A 20,205-nucleotide genomic window follows, 5' to 3' on the forward strand; every position below is an offset into this window, starting at 1 on the left:
CCACGAAGGCCGGCAGGGACGGCGTCATGAGACCCAGTGCGATGAGTACCGGGAGAACAGGCCGCATCGAGGCGGCCCGTACGGATTCTGGAGTCATGAAACGCGATTCTAGGCCCGCTTTCTGGGAGGGCATGCCAGCAAATTTTCGGCCCGCTCCCAGAAAAACCTCCTGTCGCTTTGGCTTCCCGAGGCGCTACTGGCCGGGCATGCGGTACGCGACCATGCCGGTGCGCCCCGGGAGCACCGTGGTCTGCTGCTGGTCCTTGCCGGTGCGCTGGAACTCGGCGAACAGCGGCATCGTCTTCGTGTCCTTTTGCGTGTCGCGTGTACACGGTTGCACACTCTGTTGCACACTCAGGTAGGCCTTCGCCGTGTAGCCGTCAATGCGCCTGACTTCCACCGGTTCGCGATAGCTAGTGCACAATACCGTTTCGCCCAGAATCTGGGACAGTTCGAATTTTTCTCCGGTCGCACTGTCCACGGCGGCGTACCCGGAGGCGAACGGGGCGATGACGTATTTCCGGTCACCGAGGATCGTGTTGTTGGCTTCGGCCAGTTCCAGGGCCTTCTCGTAGTCGGGCAGCTCATGCGCCCAAAGCTCCCTGCCGGTGGCCGCCTCGATTCCGGCGACGTCCCATTCAAGGCCCGTGAGTGCTCCGCGCACGCCCGTGGACGGATGCACCGTGGCCAACGCCTGATGGAATCTGCAGGTGACGAAGGTGCTGCGTGTCTGGGCCGGGCGGGTCTCGATGATTCCGGAGCAGTTCTGGTCCGCGCCGGGCAACGCCCACCGGCGGTGTCCGGTGGCCGGGTCGATCCCGACCATCATGGCGTCCTTGTTCCAGTCCTGCACATAGGCATCGCCCTCGGAGTGGTACTGGTAGTCCATCCGGGAGCCATGGCCGACGAAGATCTGCTGCGGTTCCTCGAACGTGGTCCACTCCCAGCCGTTGTCCGTGGAGTAGTACGAATCGAAGACCTGTTCGTAGGGCACGCTCCACAGGATCTTGCCGTCCCGCGCGTAGCTGAGCATTTCCTCCCCCGGCCCGCGCTGCGACGTCGACGAGAGGCCCTCGCCGACGAATCGGTCGTCCGGATTCTTTTTCGGTGTGGCACGGTCCTCCCCGGTGATCTGCTTCCAGCGGCCCTGCCCCGCGTCGTAGCGCAAATTCACCGGTTCACCGGACTTCGTATCGCCGTCGACGCACCAGGACCCGTCGCATTCACCAGGCCGGGTGGTTCTGAAGTCAATGGCAGCGCTTGCCGAGGCATCCTTCCCGGTGGCAAGGTCGATGACCGCCAGCCGTTCGGTTGTTCCCTTCACTGCTTCGATGAATGCCGCCGTTCGGATTCCGTTAAGCTCTATGACCGGCAGCGTCATCTTCATGCCTCCGGGGTTGTGCCCCATTGATGCCTCGCGCTTCCAGCGCAGCGATCCGTCCGAGAGTTCGCGGGCCACCAGGGTCAGCCCGCCCCCGCGTTCCACATAGGCGATGGCCAAACCGAGCTGCTCCTCAACCTGGATTTCCGAGACCAGGTTCTCCTTGCTGGTCCAGGCAGTGGAGACCGGTTGCGTACCGCGGTCGGGCTCCGGTTGCTCGGGCTGCGCCGGCGGTGCGGTGCATCCGGCCAGCAGGCCGAGCAGCACGCAGGCCGCGACGGCGGCTGGCAGTTTCAAGCGGTTTTCGGTTCGGTGGTTCATGGTGTGCTCCCGAATCTTCCGTTGGGTCGATTCGCACAGCCTATGAGCTGCTGAAAATTTCGTGGACGGTTTTCCACAGGTCTGGCTGCAGTTCTTTGCGCGCCCGGGAATTATTTGGGAAGCGAGCTGAAGGCGGCGCGCAGGTACTTCACCGCGGTCTCTTCGTCCACGGACCACATCTGCGCGATCCGCGCCAGATCCGCGGCGGCGTCGCTGACTTCCTGCTCCCCGCGGTCCTCCGCGGCCTGGACCACCGTTCCGTGCCGGCCTCGGGTCGCCACCGCGCCCTGGAGCTCAAGTTCCTTGTAGACCTTGGCGACCGTGTTCACCGCAAGGCCCAGTGTTCCGGCGAGCGCGCGCACGGACGGCAGCTTGGTTCCCGGGGCGAGCCTGCCTTCGGAGATGGCCGTCAATATCTGCTCGCGGACCTGCTGATAGGGAGCTACCGTCGATTTCGCATCGAGGCTGACAAAATCCAGGTCGGTCATGCAACGCTCCGTTTCATAGATTGGATATCTATTCCGAGCCTATCGTGCGCGCACCGGGTTTCCCCGTAGTCTGGGGATATGAATGAACTTCTTCTCGACGATGTAAGCATCCGCTGGATCTCCGTATCCGAGATGGCCAACAACGTGTACCTGATCACCGAGAAGGCCAGCGGCAAGCAGCTGCTGGTTGACGCGGCCGATGATTTCCCCGCCATTGAAGAGTTGATCTCGGCGGCATCGGACGACGGCCCGAACCCGGAGATCGTTGCCATCGCGACAACCCACCAGCATTGGGACCATGTGCGGGCCTTGGCCGCGGCAGTCGAGAAGTACCCGGTCACCACCTACGCGGGTGCCGACGACATGCAGGGCATCGCGGACGAGTCGGGGGTGAAGATCAGCCATCCGCTCTCCCACGGCGACAAGATCCAGCTGGGCGACGTGGTGATCGAGGCGATCCACCTACGCGGGCACACTCCGGGATCCATCGCCTATGCGCTGGTCGATTCCTCCGGCCAGCCGGTCATCCTCAGCGGCGACAGCCTGTTCCCCGGCGGGGTGGGCAACACGTGGAAGGATCCGCAGCGTTTCAGCTCGCTGATCACCGATGTCGCCGAACGCATCTTCGGCCGCTTCCCCGACCAGACCAAGGTCTTCCCCGGCCATGGCGGCACCACGGATCTGGGCACCGAGCGTCCGCACCTTGATGAGTGGCGCGCACGCGGCTGGTAGCAGCCCAGCGCCGGGCGGCTATCGGGCCGGAGGCAGCTCCTGGTAGTACAGCAGCATGCGCCATGAGCTGTCCGGCTCGCGGTTGGCGAAGCCATGGCGTTCGTAGAAGCGTCGAGCGCCGGTATCGTCCTCGTCCACGTTGATGTGCAGCTCCAGGCTGCCGCGCCGTTGCAGTTCCAGCAGCAGGCAGCGCATGATGGCCGAGCCGAGGCCGCACCCGCGCAATGCTGGTTGCACGTATAGCTCGTCGAGCGCGGCCAGCGGCCCGTCGAAATAGATGGTGGGCCGCAAGGTGACCAGCGCGTGCCCCACGAGGCCGCGCCCGGCGCCGGCGGCAACGGCAAAACACCGATCTCCGGCCAGCATGGCCTCCAAACGCCGTGCGAGCACCGGAACCGGCGGGCACGGCGCATCGAATTCCCGGTTGAAGTCGGCCTGCAGCCGGGCCAGCTCCAGGCTGTGCTCCGGTGCCGCAACGAAGGCGTCGTGCTCGTCCATGCATGCAGTATGCCCCGTCCGGGCCGGCCGGGCCAGAGCCAAAAGCCCCGGGGACGGCAAGGACTCGCATGTCAGCCGAGCTTGCGCCCGATCATGAAGATCCGGCGGAACGGGAAGTTGGTGACCTTGGTGCCGTCCGGGCCGGTGAACGAGGGATAGTGCGCGGAAATCTGCACGCGGTAGTCGTCCTCGAACCTCCGGTAGTCCTCGGCGTCCAGGGCGGCTTTCACCGGCAGCAGCGCGGTGCCGCGCACCCAGTCGAGGATCGGATCCTCGCCGACCATCACCTGGTGGTAGGTCGTTTCCCAGACGTTCGCCTGATACCCGGCCTGCAGCAGCAGGCGCTGGTACTCCTCGGGCTCCCCGACCACGTCGTCATGGCGCAGCACCCCGGACAGCTTCTGCGCCCACGCGGCGCCGTCAGCAACCTGGCGCATCACCGCGTGGGACGGCGAGCCGAAGTTCCCGGGAACCTGGATGGCGACATGGGCCCCGGGCTTCAGCTCATCCAGCCAGCCGGCCAGCAGCTCCCGATGACCGGGCAGCCACTGCAGCATGGCGTTGGAGAACAGCAGGTCCGTGTCCGGCTCCGGATGCCAGTGCAGCGCATCGGCCAGCTCGAATCCCAGATTCGGCTCGTGCTCGCTGCGCGAGGCCTGCCGGATCATTTCGGGAGAGGAGTCCAGCCCGGTGACCTGCGCCTACGGCCAGCGCCGCGCCAGCAGCCGGGTCATGTTCCCCGGGCCGCAGCCCAGGTCCACCACCTTCGAAGGCTCCAGCTGGCCCAGCTGGCCGAGCAGGTCCGTGTAGGGGCGGCCGCGGTAGTCGGCGAATTCGGTGTACTTTCTCGGATCCCACTTCATAATCCAGAGCATATTCGCGCGGCGCGTGATCGCCTAGCGTGTGGTCACAGTTCGCAAAGGATAGGCTTGGAACATCATGTTGCTCACCGATTACCTGCCCGCAGACCCAAACAACGTATCCGACGACGAAATCTACGAGGCCTTCGGCCGCTGGGTGTCCACCCGCGGCATCGATTTGTACCCGGCCCAGGACGAGGCCTCCATGGCCCTGGCCGGCGGCAGCAATGTCATCCTGGCCACCCCGACGGGATCGGGCAAGTCCCTGGTGGCGATCGCAGCGCACTTCTACGCCATGGCCCGCGACCAGATCAGCTTCTACACCGCGCCGATCAAGGCGCTGGTTTCGGAGAAGTTCTTCGATTTGTGCAAGATCTTCGGCGCGGAAAACGTCGGCATGGTCACCGGCGACTCCTCGGTGAACGCCGACGCCCCGATCATCTGCTGCACCGCGGAAATCCTGGCGAACATCGCCCTGCGCGAGGGCTCGCGGGCCGACGTGGGCTGCGTGATCATGGACGAATTCCACTTCTACGCCGACCTGCAGCGCGGCTGGGCCTGGCAGGTGCCGCTGATCGAGCTGCCGCAGGCGCAGTTCCTGCTCATGAGCGCCACCCTGGGCGACGTGAGCCGCTTCGAGAAGGAGCTGGAAGAGCGCACCGGCAAGACCACCGTCACCGTGGCACACACCCAGCGCCCGATCCCGCTGCACTTCTACTACTCCATGGACCCGGTGCAGGAAGCCGTGGAGGAACTGATCAAGACCCAGCAGGTGCCGATCTACATCGTGCACTTCTCCCAGCTGGACGCGATCGACCGGGCCACCGGGCTGATGAGCATCAACGTGGCCACCCGCGAGGAAAAGGACCGCATCTCCGAGCTGATCGCCGGGTTCCGCTTCGCGGCCGGCTTCGGCAAGACGCTGAACCGGCTGGTGCGCCACGGCATCGGCGTGCACCACGCCGGCATGCTGCCCAAGTACCGGCGCCTGGTCGAGCAGCTGGCGCAGGCCGGGCTGCTGAAGGTCATCTGCGGCACCGACACCCTGGGCGTGGGCATCAACGTGCCGATCCGCACCGTGGTGATCACCGCGCTGTCCAAGTTCGACGGCACCCGCACCCGCACCCTGAATGCCCGCGAGTTCCACCAGATCGCCGGGCGCGCCGGACGTGCTGGCTTCGACACCGCCGGCACCGTGCTGGTGCAGGCCCCGGAGCACGCGATCGAGAACCACAAGGCCATGGAAAAGGCCATGAGGAAGCACGGCGAGGGCTCGGCCAAGCTCAAGCAGATCCCCAAGAAGAAGCCGCCGCAGGGCTTCGTGACCTGGGGCGAGAAGACCTTCGAGAAGATCGTGGACGCGCCCCCGGAGACGCTGAAGTCCTCGTTCCAGGTCTCGCACTCGATGCTGCTGAACCTGCTGGAGCGCGAGGACAACGCGTTCGAGGCCGCCGTGCGCCTGCTCACCGAGAACCACGAGACCCCGGCCGCGCAGCGCAAGCTGAAACTGCGCGCCATCGGCATCCTGCGCGAGCTGATCGCCACCGGCGTGGTGGTTCGCCGGCAGGAGCCTGACCAGTACGGCAACTACTACGAGCTGACCGTGCACCTGCAGCAGAACTTCGCGCTGAACCAGCCGCTGTCCCCGTTCGCGCTGGCCGCCCTGGAGCTGCTGGACCCGGATTCGGGAAGCTACGCGCTGGACGTGGTCTCCACCATCGAGGCGACCCTGGAAAAGCCGCGCCAGGTGCTCTCCGGGCAGGAGAAGAAGGCGCGCGGCGAGGCGATCGCCGCGATGAAGGCCGAGGGGATGGACTACGACGCGCGCATGACCGCGCTGGAGGACGTCACCTACCCGATGCCGCTGGCCGACAAGCTGGAAGCCGCGTTCGAGCAGTACCGCGCCGGCGCCCCGTGGCTGGCGGACTTCGAGCTGCAGCCCAAATCCGTGGTGCGCGACATGTACGAGCGCGCCATGGGCTTCTCCGACTTCGTGCAGTACTACCAGCTGGCCCGCTCCGAGGGCGTGCTGCTGCGCTACCTCACCGACGCCTACAAGGCGCTGCGCCAGAGTGTGCCGCAGGATGCGCTGCGCGAGGACCTGGAGGACCTGATCGAGTGGCTGGGCGAGATGATCCGCCAGATCGACTCCTCGCTGCTGGACGAGTGGGAGGAGCTCTCCCGCGGCGAGCTGCACGACGAGTCGCAGGAGATCACCCCGCCGGCCCCGGAAAAGCTCACCGGCAACGTGCGCGCCTTCCGCGTGATGGTCCGCAACGAGATGTTCCGCCGCGTGAAGCTCTTCGCCGACGAGCAGGACAAGGCGCTGGGCGAGCTCGACGAGCACAACGGCTTCGACGCGGACACCTGGGCCGACGCCATGGACGACTACTTCGAGGAGCACGAGGACATCGACGACGGCCCGACCGGGCGCAGCTCCAAGCTGTTCATCGTCAAGGAGCGGCCCGGACGCATCTGGGAGGTCCGGCAGATCTTCGCGGACCCGCAGGAGAACCACGACTGGGGCATCAACGCCACGATCTCGCTGGACGACTCGGACGAGGCCGGCGAGCCGGTGGTCACGGTGACCGCGGTGGGGCGCCTGGACTCCTGACCCCTTCGCACCTGCGTGCCCTCCCGGCCCGCGGCGGCGCCAGCAGCTCTGGCCTTGCCGCGGGCCGTGCCATAGGATGTGGCCATGAACGGTCCGCGGCTGCGCCTGTGCGGCGCCCTGATCCTGTTGCCGACCCTGGTGCTGCTGCTCAGCGGCTGGTCGGTGCTCTTCTCCGCCGAAGGCGCAGTGGCCACCATCGTGCAGTTCTCCCTGCTGGCCGCGGGCCTGGCCCTGGTGTACCGCGGCGAGAATCCCCCGGCCCCAGCCGGCGGGTAATGCTCCGGTAACGCCCCGGCGTCCATCCTTTGTCTGAGCACCGTGCCGAGCCTGCACGGTGCGCGGCACCGCAAAGGAGCACCCCATGGCATTGCTGAGCCTGCAGCCGGCCGAGCAGGCCACGCTGCATTCGCTGCCTCCCACCCTCGACCTGGAGGCCCTGCGCCCGCACCTGGTCAACCTCTCCAACGGGCAGTTCTCCGACGACGGCGCCCTGGTCACCAGCGCCGAGGACGTGGACGCGATCTTCGCCGAGCACCTGCCGCGCTACATGGACCAGCACCAGGGCCCGCTGCGGCTGCTCTTCTGGGCCCACGGCGGGCTGGTCAGCGAGGCGCGCGGCATCATCGGCGCCGCCCGCATGCTGCCGCACTGGCTGGAACACGGCATCTACCCGCTGTTCTTCATCTGGGAGACCGGGCTGCTCGACGCCCTGTGCTCGCTGCTGCCGCGCAGCGGCGCCCGCGAGCTGCAGGAACAACAGCAGGCCCGGGCCCGCAACCTCGTCGAGGACCTCTGGGCCGCCGGGGTCGAGCGGGCCGTGCGCCCGCTGGGCCAGAAGGTCTGGGCGCAGATGAAGGTCGGCGCCGACCAGGCGGTGGCCGTGGACGGCGGGGCCGCCTACGTGGCGCAGCGGCTGGCCGAATTCACCGCCCGGAATCCCGGCGCCGTGCAGGTGCACGCGGCCGGGCATTCGGCCGGCGCGATCTTCCATTCCAGGTTCCTGCCGCTGTACCTGCAGCACGGCTCGGGCACCGGCGTCAGCTCGCTGAACCTGCTGGCCGCGGCCCTGAGCATCGCTGACTTCAACCGGCTGCTGCGACCGCTGGTCGGCACCCCGCAGGGCATCGAGCACCTGCACCTGTTCGGCCTGCACCGGCAGCTGGAAGAAGAAGACAGCGTGCTGTGGCTCTACCCGCGATCGCTGCTCTGCCTGATCAGCGCCGCGCTGGAACCAGAACGCGGCATCGGGCTGCTCGGGCTGGAGCGCTCGGTCGCCGCGGACGCGGACCTGGCCGGTTTCCTGGGCGCCCCAGCGGCGGACGCCACCTGGTCCAAGACCGAGGTCGGCGCCCCCGGGCGCCGCTGCCTGGCCTCCGCCCACGGCACCTTCGACGAGGACCCCGCCACCTTGAACAGCGTCGTCTACCGGGTCGCCTCCGGATGATCCGGACGCGTAACGCAGGGGTAATAACCGGGTAACGACGCCCCGGCTACGCTGGAGCCTCCACGCGGCCGACGTGCCCGAACCCGGGCGGCCGACCCGGTATCCACCGGCGACGGCATGGGCGTTGGCCTCAGCATGAGGGGGAAATCATGGCGGACATCAATGAGGGGACCGATCTGGTCTTCGACCGGCTGCTTGCGGCCCGGCGCGAAGAGGTCGTCGCCCTGCAGAAGGCGCAGGCCGAGCGGCTGGCCGACGTCGAGACGCGCGGGCAGCGCAGCCTGGCCGCGCTGCAGGACTCGCTGCCGGAGTCGCTGGCCTCCTACCTGGGCGGCGATTCCTCCGCGGAGGAGGCGGCGGCGAAGGACATGAAGTCCTGCGCGGCAACGCTGGCCGGGCAGGCGCCGCGCGAATCCACGGCGCTCTCCGCGGTCATGGGCAACGGGCCTTCCGCTGCGGCGGTGGGCTGGCTGACCCCGTACTACGGCACGCTGCACGGGTCCAACGGGGCCATCTCCTGGCAGGGCTACAACCCCGGCAACATCGACGCGTCCTGCTGGGCCAGCGGTGCCGGCTCGGGGCTGTTCGGCACCGGCGCCGGGTCGTTCACGCTGTACATGGACTGGTGGTTCAGCTTCCGCGCCCCGGAGAACCGCAATTACGCGCAGACCATCTACGTCCCGTTCAACGGCTTCTACATCGTGCGGGCGGACGACGGATGGTTCGACTCCAAGGAGGCGAAGGTCAACATCTCGATGACGGCCCGCGGCTACCAGTACAACTACAAGCCGGCCGGCAGCGTGAACGTGCTGTCGACCGGGGATGACAACATCAATGTCAACGACCGTTTCGACGGCTGGCGTACGATGTACTACTCGGACCTGCTCGGTGCGGACCAGGCCTACCTGCTGCTGTCCGTCGCGCTCTACGTCTACGCGCGCGGCGGAGGCTCGAACGCCCAGCTGAACTTCGCCGACGGCAACGCCAACTACCTCGGCGTTCCGCTCGTCTACGTCAGCTAGGCAGACCGCGCGCCGCACCGCCTCCGGCGCGGCGCGCCCCCTCGATACTCCGTGAAACCTGAATCCAGGGAGCAGGATATGAGCAATGAAAACCGGCCGCTGTGCCTGACCAAGCCGATCGTCCAACGCGAGCTTCCTCCCGGCCTGCCGGACCTGCGGATGCGCCTCATACGGGTGCTGTCCAAGGTCTGGGTCAACGAGACCGAGCTGCACTATTTCTTCATCGACGGGCCCGAGGCGCAGCGCGAAGCCGTGCGCAAGGCGTTCGCCGAGTGGAAAGCCCTGCCGCTGGGACTGAAGTTCACCGAGACCACCGACCGCGGCTCCTCGGAAATCCGCATCGCCTTCGACCAGGCCGATGGCTCCTGGTCCTATGTGGGCCGCGACCTGCTGGGCATTCCCGCCACCGAAACCACCATGAATTTCGGCTGGGACCTGACCGACGACTACGGCCACACCACCGCCCTGCACGAGATCGGGCACAGCCTGGGCCTGCCGCACGAGCACCAGAACCCGTTCTCCGGCATCGTGTGGGACGAGGACGCGGTCTACAAGTTCTTCACCGGGTCCCCGAACTTCTGGACCCGGGCGCAGACCGAGCAGAATGTGCTGCACAAGTTCAGCCAGCAGGAGGTGGACGGCTCCCCGTGGGACCCGAACTCCGTCATGGAGTACTGGTTCCCCGCGGGCCTGATCGTGCAGCCTGCCCAGTATTCCGGCGGCCTGGAACCCGCCGGAGGGCTGTCGGACCAGGACAAGGAGTGGGCCAAGAAGTTCTACCCGGCCACCACCGCCGCCGTCACCGAGCTGAAGGCCTTCGAATCCAAGGTGCTGCAGCTGGCGGCCGGGCAGCAGGCGGACTTCGCCATCGTCCCGGAAGCCTCGCAGGACTACACGATCGCCACCTTCGGCAAGTCGGACATGGTGATGGTGCTCTTCGAGGACGACGGCGGCTCGCTGCGCTACCTGGGCGGCGACGACGACAGCGGCACCGGGCTGAACGCCCAGCTGACCACCCGGCTGCTGGCCGGGCGCCGCTACGTGGTGCGGCTGCGTTTGTACTGGGCCGGGGGCAACGGCACCTCCAGCATCATGTACTGGTAGCCGCTCGCGGCCGCGTGCCCCGGACCGCCGGATCCCGGACGGTCCGGGGCATCTTCCTGCCCTAGGCCGGGCGGCCCTGCCCATCGGTCTTAAACGACTGGGTCTGGAACTTGTTCAGGAAGCCCAGCAGCCGCCCGTCGGGCTTGAGCACGATGGTGCCGCCGTCCTGCCAGATCCAGTTCTCCGCGTCGTGCCCGCCGCCTACCGGGTCGCCCTGGTTCTGGTGCACATTGTGCACTCCCAGACCGCTGGAGAAGGGTTCGCCGAACACGAAGAACCGGGCGCCGGCATCGATCACGTTTTCCAGTTCGGTCAGCGCCTGGAACCCGGTGCCGCTCTTCCACGGAGGATTCCAGCGCAGCCAAGCCAGCAGCCGGTTCAGGCAGCTCGAGTAGCGCAGCAGGTGGATGAGGACCGGCGGGTGCAGCACCGCGGCGCGGATGTAGTCCAGCGCCCCGGTGGACGGGTCGGAGGCCAGCGGGTGCCAGCCGTCGGGCAGGGAGGACATCGCCGCGAAGTCCAGCGTGCGCAGCGACACGGTGCGCCACTGGACGCCGTCGGGCATGTTCTTCGGATCCACGTCGATGGCGCACTTGTAGTTGCCTGCCGGCGCGTGGATCACCAGGTTGCCGTGGTAGTAGCGTCCGAAGTCATCGGGCGGGTCGCGGTAGTAGTCGTGCAGGGTCCCGATCAGCACCCCGTACCCGTTGGCCAGTGGCATGTCCTTGTCCTTTCCCCGACGCCGCTCATTCGTTCGGCGCTTCCACCACTTCGCCGACCTGGTCCTGCACGCGCTTGGCCTGCTGGTCGACCATCACGGTGAACAGCTGCTGGGCGGCGCCGAAGATCACCGCCCAGGCCAGGATCTGCGGGGCGCTGTCCAGGTCGGAAAGCCCCGGGAAGAATCCGCCGCGGATCAGCAGCAGCCCGAACACCGCGATCAGCGCCCCGAGCGGCAGCTTCAGCAGGGCCATGGCGATGGCCAGGTTGAACGGTGTCGCGGTGCCGCCGACGCTGCGGAAGGACCCGGCGGCCGTCACCGCCGCCCCGGCCATGCCCACCAGGAGCAGCAGGGAGATGTCGGTGGGACGCACGGTGCCGGCGATGACCTCGTCGCGCCGCTGTTGGCCGGAGGACACCTGGGCGGAGCTCTCGGTGTTCTCCGCGGCGCCGGCCGGCGCCGCGGATTGGCCCGCGGCGTAGGGGCTTTCCCTGGTGGGGCAGACCACGGTGCCCTGGCCCTGCGGGGTGAAGCAGATCGCCAGGTCCGTGGGACGCACCGCGCCCCAGACGGCCAGGCCGGCGGCCAGCACCAGCAGGATCACTGTCCATGCCGTCAACCCGCGGTGGAAGCTGAGCATCCGCGCGTACTCGCGCCGGTAGGACATGTTCGCCGCGGTGCCGGCGTTGATGATCTCCTCGCGCACGTGGCCGGAGGAAACCAGGTCGCGTTTGGCCTGCCCGTTGGAGCCGAGCTTGTCCATGTCGCGCATGAGCTGTTCGAAGCCGATGCGCTGGGGGTCCTTGAGCCGCAGGTGGTTGCGCACGTCGGACTGGATCTTGGGCAGCTTGCCCAGCAGGTAGTCGGTGTCGCCGCGGCGCAGCATCAGGGATTCGGCGGCGTGCACGTGGGCCATGACGCTGCCGATCAGCGTGGTGCCCAGCATCATCTTGAACCTCGGCCGGGTCAGCCGCGCCTGCGCCGCGTCCAGGTGGTGCTTGATGGCCTGGTCCAGCTCGGCCGCGGTCTGCGGCGTGCCGGCGGGGTTCGCCGCGGTTGCCGGCAGCTGGGCGAGATACCGCGCCTCGTCCTGCCACGCGGTGAGGTCCGACACGGCGATCGGGAAACGGCGCTGGGCCATGTTGGCGATGAATTGCGGATGCGCGCCGGTGTTCGGCATGGCCGGTCCCTCGATTGCTGCCCGTGGTTCCACGGAAGGCGAAGCGGTACGAGCCGCCGGCGGCCCCGAACCGCGGGTCACCGGCGGGAAACAAGGAGCCTGCCGGACACGATCGCTGCAGGCCCACGGCGCCCGGGCTGCCGGGGCGATGCGCCGGTTCCCGGGTAGACCCAGTGTCCGCCGGGCCGCATTACACGGGCATTACCGGAATCGATCACCGGCCCGCAGCCGATGCCATGGGTCAGGCGACGATCAGCGCGACACCCACGTAGACGGTGAGCAGGGAGGCCAGGGCCCATTCGGCCGCGGATCCGGTTTCGGCAAGGATCGGTAGCGCGACCCGCCCGTTGGCCTTCCACACGCCGCCGATGACCGGCAGGCGCCGGAACCAGCGCGGGGAACGGATCTTGATCGGCCAGATCAGGTTGCATCCGCCGATGGTCAGCATGTCCCCCAGCACGTGCACCACGACGCCGACGGCGACCGCCACCAGGAACCACTGGTTTTCCGTCGGCGCGTTCATGCCGACGAACGCGCCGGCGGCCAGCGCGATGACCCAGCACAGGGCCGGGGGCATGAATTTCACCGACTTCACGGCGAAGGAGATCAGCAGCACCGCGAACAGCGCCGCGGCCGGGTACACGGTGCCCAGCGCCGCGGTCTGCACCGCCCAGCCGTTGGCCAGCCAGGCCAGCAGGATGAAGAACGCCATGCCGAGGATCGAGTGCGTGCCGTTGCGGTGCCCGCCGGAGACCTTGCCGATGATGCGGGTGAAGATGCTGGAGATGGGCGGCAGCGAACGGGCGATGGTGGCCCCGTGGTGGTCCGCGTCGGGCAGCAGCGCGGCGCCCGCGCACACGATCGCCCCGGCCAGCGTTTCCCACCGGTCCATCTGCAGGGCCCCGAAGCCGAGGTCTACGGAGCCAATGCTCACCGGAGTCGTAATTGCTAGCCATGCGGCTGCGCCGCTCATGGCGTGGTGTCCACCCATCATGGGTTCAACCTTAAGACTGGTCACCGACGAATTGGCGGCACGACGGCGGTAAGCTTGAGCACATGAGCAATGTGCGCGAAGCAACCCCTGCCGACTGCCCGCAGATTCTGGAGCTGATCCACGAACTGGCAGTTTACGAGAAGGAGCCGGACGCGGTCCGCAACACCGTGCAGGACCTGGAAAACCACCTGTTCGGCGCGGACCCCAAGGTCTTCGCCCATGTCGCCGAGGACGACGCCGGCACCGTGATCGGCGTGGCCGTCTGGTACCTGACCTATTCCACCTGGGAGGGCCGCCACGGCATCCACCTGGAGGACCTGTATGTGCGCTCCGCCCGGCGCGGTTCGGGCACCGGCACCGCGCTGCTGCGCACCCTCGCGCAGATTTGCGTGCAACGCGGCTACAAGCGTCTTGAATGGGCGGTGCTGGACTGGAACGAGCCGGCCATCAAGTTCTACGATTCCATCGGCGCCTCCTCCATGGACGGCTGGACCACCCGCCGGCTGGACGGCGCCGAATTAACCGCCCTGGGCACCGAAGGAGCAGCACGATGAGCCACTACCGCGGCATGGACGTCACCGAGCACCGCGTCGAGGTCCCGCTGGACCATATGCGCCCGGCCGGCGAGAAGATCAGCGTGTTCGCCCGCGAGATCAGCACCGATTCCTCGCTGCCGTGGCTGCTGTTCCTGCAGGGCGGGCCGGGCGGAAAATCCCCGCGGCCTGGGTCCCTCTCCGGGTGGCTGGCCGAGGCGGTCAAGCACTTCCGCGTGCTGCTGCTGGACCAGCGCGGCACCGGGCTGTCCACCCCGGCCAACCGCCAGTCCCTGGCCTTGCGCGGCGACTTCGCCGCCCAGGCCCGCTACCTTGAGCATTTCCGCGCGGACTCGATCGTGCGCGATGCCGAGGCGCTGCGCGAGCAGCTGGGCATCGAAAAGTGGAGCACCCTGGGACAGAGCTACGGCGGGTTCTGCACGTTGACCTACCTGTCGCTGTTCCCGCAGTCCCTCGACCGCTGCCTGGTCACCGGCGGGCTGGCTTCGCTGGACGCCGAACCGCGCGAGGTCTACCGGGCGACCTACCAGCGCATGGCAGAGCGCAATGCCGAGTATTTCTCCTGGTACCCGCAGGATTTCGAGGTCCTGGGCAGGATCTACGAGCATGTGCGCCACGGCGGCGACGAAGTGCTGCCCAACGGGCAGCGCGTCACCGTCCCGCTGGTGCAGATGCTGGGCATGTACCTGGGCGGCAACAGCCGGGTGCACCTGCTGCACCACGTGTTCGAGGAAGCGTTCATCGACACCCCCGGCGGCCAGCGGCTGTCCGACACCTTCCTGGATGCGCTGTACACGCAGTCCTCCTTCGCCGCGAACCCCTTGTATGCGCTGATGCACGAAAGCATCTACGCCCAGGGCGCGGCCACGAACTTCGCGGCCGAAGCCGTGCTGCCGGAATTCCCGCAGTTCACCGCGCACGCCAAGACCCCGCTGCTGACCGGGGAGATGATCTTCCGCTGGCACTTCGCCGAGGACCCGGCGCTGCGCCCGCTGGAGGACGTGGCCCGGATCCTGGCCGAGCACGAGCACTTCGGGCCGCTCTACGACGTCGAGGCGCTGGCCTCCAATACCGTGCCGGTGGCCGCGGCGGTCTACCATGACGACGTCTACGTTGATCGCGAGCTGTCGCTGGAAACCGCCTCGCGAGTCAAGGGCCTGCAGGCTTGGGTGACCGAGGACTTCCACCACGATGGGCTGGGCGACGAGGGTCCGGCGATCTTCCGCCGGCTGCTGGCTATGACCAACGGCGAGGACCCGGAAGCCGCCGCGAAGGGCGATTCCGGGTCCTAGGCCTGGCCGGCGCGCCGGGGCCGTTCAGCGATCCAGCTGGGCGGCCAGTTCCTCGCACAGCTTCGCCAGCAGCGGCGCGGCCGTAGCCAGGACCTGCTGGTCGGCATCGGGCAGCGCCTGGATGCCTCCGGCGAGCGCGGTGTAGGCCCGCAGCCGGTAGGCTTCGACCTCTTCCCTGCCCTGCGCGGTCAGTTCGACCAGGCTCGCACGCCCGTCGTTGGGGTCGGGCCGGCGGGACACCATGTGGTCCTGCTCCAGCCGGATGACCAGTCCGGTCATCGTCGGCTGCGCGACACGCTGCTGGAGCGCAAGGTCCCCCACGCGTTGCGCCCCGTCGCGGTCCAAGCCGGAGAGCACTCTCCATGCGGTGACCGATCGCCCCTGCCCTGCGGCATGCCCCAGCAGGCGGGAAAGCGTCCCGGAGGACACCGCGATCCCGGAGGCGGTTTCGGTGGCGGAGGAGGGTGTGGTGCTCATGATGTGTACCCTAGCAGAATGCGTTAATGGTGGATTTCGGACAGCGAAAAGCCCGCCGCCGCGGCCCTTGGCAGGCCGTCGGCGGCGGGCAGTTCACGTGATGAGGCTACTTGCTGCCGTTGGCCTCTGCCGCGGCCTTGGCCGCCGCGGCGATGGCCTCGGCTTCCTCGGCCTTCTCGGCGGCCCGGCGGCCCATCGGGGTCCACAGCGAGAGCACGGTGGCCACGACAATGGCACCAAGGATCACCAGCAGGGAGATGCCCACCGGAATATCCAGCCAGGCGAACTGGTGCAGCGGTTCGCCGCCGTTGATGAACGGCACCTGGTTCTCATACAGGGCGTGGAAGACCAGCTTGACGCCGATGAAGGCCAGGATGAAGCTCAGTGCGTGCTTCAGGAAGACCAGTCGGTTCATCAAGCCGCCGAGCAGGAAGTACAGCTGGCGCAGGCCCATCAGGGCGAAGATGTTGGCGGTGAACACGATGAACGCTGACTGGGTCAGGCCGAAGATCGCGGGAATCGAGTCGAAGGCGAACAGCAGGTCGGTCATGCCGATGGTGATGAACACCAGCACCATCGGGGTGAACAGCTTGTTGCCGTCGACCACGGTGCGCATCTTGTTGCCGTCGAAGTTCTCGGAGATCGGCAGCTTGCTGGTCAGCTTCTTGACCAGGCCGCTTTCCTCGTCCTCGTCGCCCTCGTCCTTGAGCTGGTTCCATGCGGTCCACAGCAGGAAGGCGCCGAAGATGTAGAAGACCCACGACCACTGCTCGATGATGGCCGCGCCGGCCACGATGAAGATCGCGCGCAGGATCAGCGCGATGATGATGCCGAACATCAGCACTTCCTGCTGGTACTTACGCGGTACCGAGAAGCGGGCCATGATGATGATGAACACAAACAGGTTGTCAATGGACAACGCGTATTCGGTGACCCAGCCGGCGTAGAATTCCTGGCCGAGCTGCGGGCCGGCCTGCCACCAGAGCACGCCGCCGAAGACCAGGGCGAGGGCGACGTAGATGCCGACGAAAATGCCCGCTTCCTTCATGGAAGGAATGTGGGGGCGCTTGGTCACATAAAGTAGATCGGCGACGAGCACCGCGCACAGCACGATCAGTGCGATGATTTCAAATTGAAGTGTTAACCCGGAAATGCCCACGGAAGAGCGACCTTTCATTGCAGGGTATGGCTGATAATCGCAAGTCTCTCCGCCGGCCCCACCGCATGATGGCGGTGCGAAATTCGGCTGCTGCGCCCGGCGAATCACCGTTGATTCGCGTGCTGACGTTCACAGCATTTGGGATACTCCCCTACGTCCAATCAACCATTGTAGCCCACAGCAAAATCACAGCCCCAGGCGGAGCATCCTGCACCCGGTCCGATGGCCGGGCGCGTGAAACCCCGTCCCGGCGGGGATTACCGCGGGGACGGGGTGGCATTTCCGCGTACGCCGTGCCGGTCAGGCGTGCCCGGCGGCCTTCATCTGGCGCAATTCCTTCTTCAGCTCGGACACTTCATCGCGCAGCCTCGCGGCCAGCTCGAACTGCAGCTCCGCGGCGGCGGCATGCATCTGCCCGGTCATCTCCTCGATCTGGCCCAGCAGGTCCTCGGCCGGCGCAGCGGCCAGCCCGTCCTTGCGCACGGTCGACGATGCGGAGGTGCGCTTGCCGCCCTTGGCCAGGCGGTTGTTGTTCAGCAGCTCCTGGGTGTCGGCGTCTTCCCGGGCCAGCTGGTCGGTGATGTCAGCGATCTTCTTGCGCAGCGGCGTCGGATCGATGCCGTGCTTCTCGTTGTGCGCCCGCTGGATCTCGCGGCGGCGGTTGGTCTCCTCGATCGCCTGGCCCATCGCGTCGGTGATCTTGTCCGCGTACATGATGACCTGGCCCGACACGTTGCGGGCTGCGCGGCCGATGGTCTGGATCAGCGAGGTCGCCGAACGCAGGAAGCCCTGCTTGTCGGCATCCAGGATCGTCACCAGCGACACCTCGGGCAGGTCCAGGCCCTCGCGCAGCAGGTTGATGCCCACCAGCACGTCGAAGGATCCCATGCGCAATTCGCGCAGCAGCTCGACGCGGCGGATGGTGTCCACGTCAGAGTGCAGGTACTGCACCCGAACCTGGTGCTCGGTGAGGTAGTCGGTGAGGTCTTCGGCCATGCGCTTGGTCAGGGTGGTGACCAGCACGCGTTCGTCGCGGTCCACCCGGGTGCGGATCTCGTCCAGCAGGTCGTCGATCTGCCCCTTGGTGGGCTTGATGATGATTTCCGGGTCGATCAGGCCGGTCGGGCGGATGATCTGCTCCACGAAGCCGTCGGACTTGCCCAGCTCGTACTTGCCCGGGGTCGCGGACAGGTACACCGTCTGGCCGATGCGTTCAAGGAATTCGTCCCACTTCAGCGGGCGGTTGTCCATGGCGGAGGGCAGGCGGAAGCCGTGCTCCACCAGAGTGCGCTTGCGCGACATGTCGCCCTCGTACATGGCACCAATCTGCGGCACAGTCACATGGGACTCGTCGATGACCAGCAGGAAGTCATCCGGGAAGTAGTCCAGCAGGCAGTGCGGGGCGGAGCCGGCCTCGCGGCCGTCGATGTGCCGCGAGTAGTTCTCGATGCCGTTGCAGAAGCCCATCTGCTCCATCATTTCCAGGTCGTAGGTCGTGCGCATGCGCAGCCGCTGGGCCTCGACGAGCTTGTTCTGGCTCTCCAGCTCCTTCAGCCGCGCCGCCAGCTCGTCCTCGATGGTCTTGATCGCCTTGTGCATCCGCTCGGCGCCGGCCACATAGTGGCTGGCCGGGAAGATGTACATCTCGGTTTCCTCGCGGATCACCTCGCCGGTGACCGGGTGCAGCGTGAAGATCGCCTCCACCTCGTCGCCGAAGAACTCGATGCGCACCGCCTGCTCCTCATACATCGGGATGATCTCCACGGTGTCTCCGCGCACCCGGAAGGTGCCGCGGTGGAAGTCCATGTCGTTGCGGGTGTACTGCATGGCGACGAACTGGCGCAGCATCGCGTCGCGGTTCAGTTCCTCGCCCTGGCGCACGGTCACCATCCCGGCCACGTATTCCTCCGGGGTGCCCAGGCCGTAGATGCAGGACACCGTGGCGACCACGATCGTGTCGCGGCGGGTGAGCAGCGAGTTGGTGGCCGAGTGGCGCAGCCGCTCGACCTCCTCGTTGATCGAGGAGTCCTTCTCGATGAAGGTATCGGTCTGCGGCACGTAGGCCTCGGGCTGGTAGTAGTCGTAGTAGGACACGAAGTACTCGACCGCGTTGTTCGGCATCAGCTCGCGGAACTCGTTGGCCAGCTGGGCCGCAAGGGTCTTGTTCTGCACCAGCACCAGTGTGGGGCGCTGCACCTGCTCGACCAGCCAGGCGGTCGTCGCGGACTTGCCGGTGCCGGTCGCGCCGAGCAGCACGATGTCCTTCTCACCGGCCTGGATCCGCTGCGTCAGCTCCGCGATGGCCTGCGGCTGGTCGCCGGCCGGCTCGTATTCGCTGATGACCTCGAAGGGGGCGACAACTCGTTTGATGGGCTGTGCAAGACTCATGACTCTAGCGTACGCCCTCGACCCCGACGCTCACCCCGGCTTCGCTACCCGTGAATTCCCCGACGAGGCACTCCGATCATGCCGCGGTAACGCGCTGGTAATGCTCCACAACGCACCATGGGTGGCCGTACCCTCGGCAGCGAATCCCAGGAGGTCGCCGTGTCGGAGTTCAGCATCATCCACGACGCTTCGTTGCGGCTGCGCCGTTCACTCTTCGACGCGCTGCAGGCAACCGACGGCACCGGTTTCGGGCTCGACGGGGACATCGAACGCATCACGCTGCGCTCCCCCGCAGCCGCGGTGGAACACCCGGCGGTGGCCAGCCTGTATCTCTATCGGTTCGGCATCAATCCCTCGCGACGCCTGCAGGCCAATCCCCCCGAACGCGGGGACTCGCGGCATTTCCGCACTCCGGCGGTCTCACTGAGGCTGCACCTGCTCTTCGCTCCGTTGCTGGATGACGAATCCGCCAACCTGCTGCTCCTGGGCCGCGTGCTGCAGCAGGTGCATGACGAACCGGTCATCACCATGCTCAACGGCCAGCCGGTCGACGACAGCCACCCGGCGGCGGACCTGATGCTGCGCTGCACCCCCGAGGAACTCGAACCGCTGATCCTCACCGGCCTCTGGTCCGCACTGGGCGCCCCGTTGCGGCTCGCCGCCTTTTTCAAGCTTGAAACCATCGCCGTAGCCAACGGACTGCCGTCGCGGTAATGCCGCAGTAACACAGCGGTAATTACCCAACGGCATAGTAGTGACAGCTCGTCCGCCGCCGGAATTTCCGGGGCGGCGCGCCACGGGGTGAACCGGCGCAGTTCTTGCCGACTGCTCCCCCGGACAACGTTGCGCATACCGGGCGCTGGCTTTTCGAAGCTGCCTCCCGCTGTGCCTTGGCGAATCCCGCCTGCCGCCGCTACGCCGCGGACGACGAGGAATCAATCCCACATCACGCCACCCAAGGGAGGAAGGCACCCGA

The 20,205-nt window shown here is 67.0% G+C and carries 20 protein-coding genes; 9 read left to right on the forward strand and 11 right to left on the reverse strand.

What is annotated here, in order from left to right; all coding sequences use genetic code 11:
• Nucleotides 1-193 precede the first annotated feature (193 nt).
• Both JQN66_RS09990 and JQN66_RS09995 read right to left on the reverse strand, forming a co-directional pair.
• Complete coding sequence (locus JQN66_RS09990; protein ID WP_204674685.1) at nucleotides 194-1,702, reverse strand: outer membrane protein assembly factor BamB family protein; 1,509 nt, start codon at nucleotides 1,700-1,702, stop codon at nucleotides 194-196.
• A 110-nt stretch (nucleotides 1,703-1,812) separates the two neighbouring features.
• Complete coding sequence (locus tag JQN66_RS09995; protein WP_188946819.1) at nucleotides 1,813-2,190, reverse strand: GntR family transcriptional regulator; 378 nt, start codon at nucleotides 2,188-2,190, stop codon at nucleotides 1,813-1,815.
• 78 nt (nucleotides 2,191-2,268) lie between these two features.
• Here JQN66_RS09995 and JQN66_RS10000 point away from each other — a divergent pair, with 78 nt between their 5' ends.
• A complete protein-coding gene (locus JQN66_RS10000; RefSeq protein WP_204674687.1) occupies nucleotides 2,269-2,922 on the forward strand; it encodes an MBL fold metallo-hydrolase in 654 nt (217 codons plus the stop codon).
• 18 nt (nucleotides 2,923-2,940) lie between these two features.
• Here JQN66_RS10000 and JQN66_RS10005 read toward each other — a convergent pair whose 3' ends face one another.
• The 3 genes from JQN66_RS10005 to JQN66_RS18670 all read right to left on the reverse strand — a co-directional run bounded on the left by JQN66_RS10005 (nucleotide 2,941) and on the right by JQN66_RS18670 (nucleotide 4,283).
• Nucleotides 2,941-3,420 carry a GNAT family N-acetyltransferase gene (locus tag JQN66_RS10005; protein ID WP_204674689.1) on the reverse strand — a complete coding sequence of 160 codons (480 nt, stop codon included), beginning with the start codon at nucleotides 3,418-3,420 and terminating at the stop codon, nucleotides 2,941-2,943.
• A gap of 71 nt (nucleotides 3,421-3,491) precedes the next feature.
• On the reverse strand, nucleotides 3,492-4,088 hold the full coding sequence (locus tag JQN66_RS10010; RefSeq protein ID WP_338029204.1) for a class I SAM-dependent methyltransferase: 597 nt from the start codon (nucleotides 4,086-4,088) through the stop codon (nucleotides 3,492-3,494).
• A 33-nt stretch (nucleotides 4,089-4,121) separates the two neighbouring features.
• Nucleotides 4,122-4,283, reverse strand: coding sequence for a hypothetical protein (locus tag JQN66_RS18670; protein ID WP_338029205.1), 162 nt, complete (start codon nucleotides 4,281-4,283; stop codon nucleotides 4,122-4,124).
• Nucleotides 4,284-4,359: 76 nt separating this feature from the next.
• Here JQN66_RS18670 and JQN66_RS10015 point away from each other — a divergent pair, with 76 nt between their 5' ends.
• The 5 genes from JQN66_RS10015 (at nucleotide 4,360) to JQN66_RS10035 (ending at nucleotide 10,464) form a co-directional block, all read left to right on the forward strand.
• Nucleotides 4,360-6,894, forward strand: a complete 2,535-nt coding sequence (locus JQN66_RS10015) for a DEAD/DEAH box helicase (protein WP_204674691.1) — start codon at nucleotides 4,360-4,362, stop codon at nucleotides 6,892-6,894.
• Nucleotides 6,895-6,978: 84 nt separating this feature from the next.
• Nucleotides 6,979-7,170, forward strand: a complete 192-nt coding sequence (locus JQN66_RS10020; RefSeq protein WP_188946814.1) for a hypothetical protein — start codon at nucleotides 6,979-6,981, stop codon at nucleotides 7,168-7,170.
• 85 nt (nucleotides 7,171-7,255) lie between these two features.
• On the forward strand, nucleotides 7,256-8,338 hold the full coding sequence (locus tag JQN66_RS10025; RefSeq protein ID WP_204674693.1) for a hypothetical protein: 1,083 nt from the start codon (nucleotides 7,256-7,258) through the stop codon (nucleotides 8,336-8,338).
• Nucleotides 8,339-8,487: 149 nt separating this feature from the next.
• Nucleotides 8,488-9,360 carry a hypothetical protein gene (locus tag JQN66_RS10030; RefSeq protein ID WP_204674695.1) on the forward strand — a complete coding sequence of 291 codons (873 nt, stop codon included), beginning with the start codon at nucleotides 8,488-8,490 and terminating at the stop codon, nucleotides 9,358-9,360.
• 78 nt (nucleotides 9,361-9,438) lie between these two features.
• Entirely contained in the window at nucleotides 9,439-10,464 is a 1,026-nt protein-coding gene (locus JQN66_RS10035) for a M12 family metallopeptidase (RefSeq protein ID WP_204674697.1), read from the forward strand.
• Between the two features lie 61 nt (nucleotides 10,465-10,525).
• Here the strand turns inward: JQN66_RS10035 and JQN66_RS10040 are convergent, their stop codons facing one another.
• The 3 genes from JQN66_RS10040 to JQN66_RS10050 all read right to left on the reverse strand — a co-directional run bounded on the left by JQN66_RS10040 (nucleotide 10,526) and on the right by JQN66_RS10050 (nucleotide 13,359).
• Nucleotides 10,526-11,185, reverse strand: coding sequence for a DUF2278 family protein (locus tag JQN66_RS10040; protein WP_204674699.1), 660 nt, complete (start codon nucleotides 11,183-11,185; stop codon nucleotides 10,526-10,528).
• Nucleotides 11,186-11,210: 25 nt separating this feature from the next.
• Nucleotides 11,211-12,365 carry a hypothetical protein gene (locus tag JQN66_RS10045; protein ID WP_204674701.1) on the reverse strand — a complete coding sequence of 385 codons (1,155 nt, stop codon included), beginning with the start codon at nucleotides 12,363-12,365 and terminating at the stop codon, nucleotides 11,211-11,213.
• A gap of 241 nt (nucleotides 12,366-12,606) precedes the next feature.
• Nucleotides 12,607-13,359, reverse strand: a complete 753-nt coding sequence (locus JQN66_RS10050) for a metal-dependent hydrolase (protein WP_204674703.1) — start codon at nucleotides 13,357-13,359, stop codon at nucleotides 12,607-12,609.
• A gap of 62 nt (nucleotides 13,360-13,421) precedes the next feature.
• Between JQN66_RS10050 and JQN66_RS10055 the strand changes: the two genes are divergently transcribed.
• Nucleotides 13,422-13,913 (forward strand): GNAT family N-acetyltransferase, encoded by a 492-nt coding sequence (locus tag JQN66_RS10055; RefSeq protein ID WP_204674705.1) that lies wholly within the window; start codon nucleotides 13,422-13,424, stop codon nucleotides 13,911-13,913.
• Nucleotides 13,910-15,205, forward strand: a complete 1,296-nt coding sequence (locus JQN66_RS10060) for an alpha/beta fold hydrolase (RefSeq protein ID WP_204674707.1) — start codon at nucleotides 13,910-13,912, stop codon at nucleotides 15,203-15,205. Before JQN66_RS10055 ends, JQN66_RS10060 begins: the two co-directional genes overlap by 4 nt.
• A gap of 24 nt (nucleotides 15,206-15,229) precedes the next feature.
• Here the strand turns inward: JQN66_RS10060 and JQN66_RS10065 are convergent, their stop codons facing one another.
• The 3 genes from JQN66_RS10065 to uvrB form a co-directional block, all read right to left on the reverse strand.
• Nucleotides 15,230-15,682 (reverse strand): MarR family winged helix-turn-helix transcriptional regulator, encoded by a 453-nt coding sequence (locus JQN66_RS10065; protein WP_204674709.1) that lies wholly within the window; start codon nucleotides 15,680-15,682, stop codon nucleotides 15,230-15,232.
• A gap of 106 nt (nucleotides 15,683-15,788) precedes the next feature.
• Nucleotides 15,789-16,859 (reverse strand): TerC/Alx family metal homeostasis membrane protein, encoded by a 1,071-nt coding sequence (locus JQN66_RS10070; protein WP_204674711.1) that lies wholly within the window; start codon nucleotides 16,857-16,859, stop codon nucleotides 15,789-15,791.
• Nucleotides 16,860-17,141: 282 nt separating this feature from the next.
• Nucleotides 17,142-19,229 (reverse strand): excinuclease ABC subunit UvrB, encoded by a 2,088-nt coding sequence (uvrB, locus tag JQN66_RS10075; protein WP_204674713.1) that lies wholly within the window; start codon nucleotides 19,227-19,229, stop codon nucleotides 17,142-17,144.
• Nucleotides 19,230-19,388: 159 nt separating this feature from the next.
• Between uvrB and JQN66_RS10080 the strand changes: the two genes are divergently transcribed.
• Nucleotides 19,389-19,943, forward strand: a complete 555-nt coding sequence (locus JQN66_RS10080; RefSeq protein WP_204674715.1) for a Pvc16 family protein — start codon at nucleotides 19,389-19,391, stop codon at nucleotides 19,941-19,943.
• Nucleotides 19,944-20,205: the final 262 nt, after the last annotated feature.

This window comes from Glutamicibacter protophormiae, from assembly GCF_016894325.1.
GTDB classification, from domain to species: domain Bacteria; phylum Actinomycetota; class Actinomycetes; order Actinomycetales; family Micrococcaceae; genus Glutamicibacter; species Glutamicibacter protophormiae.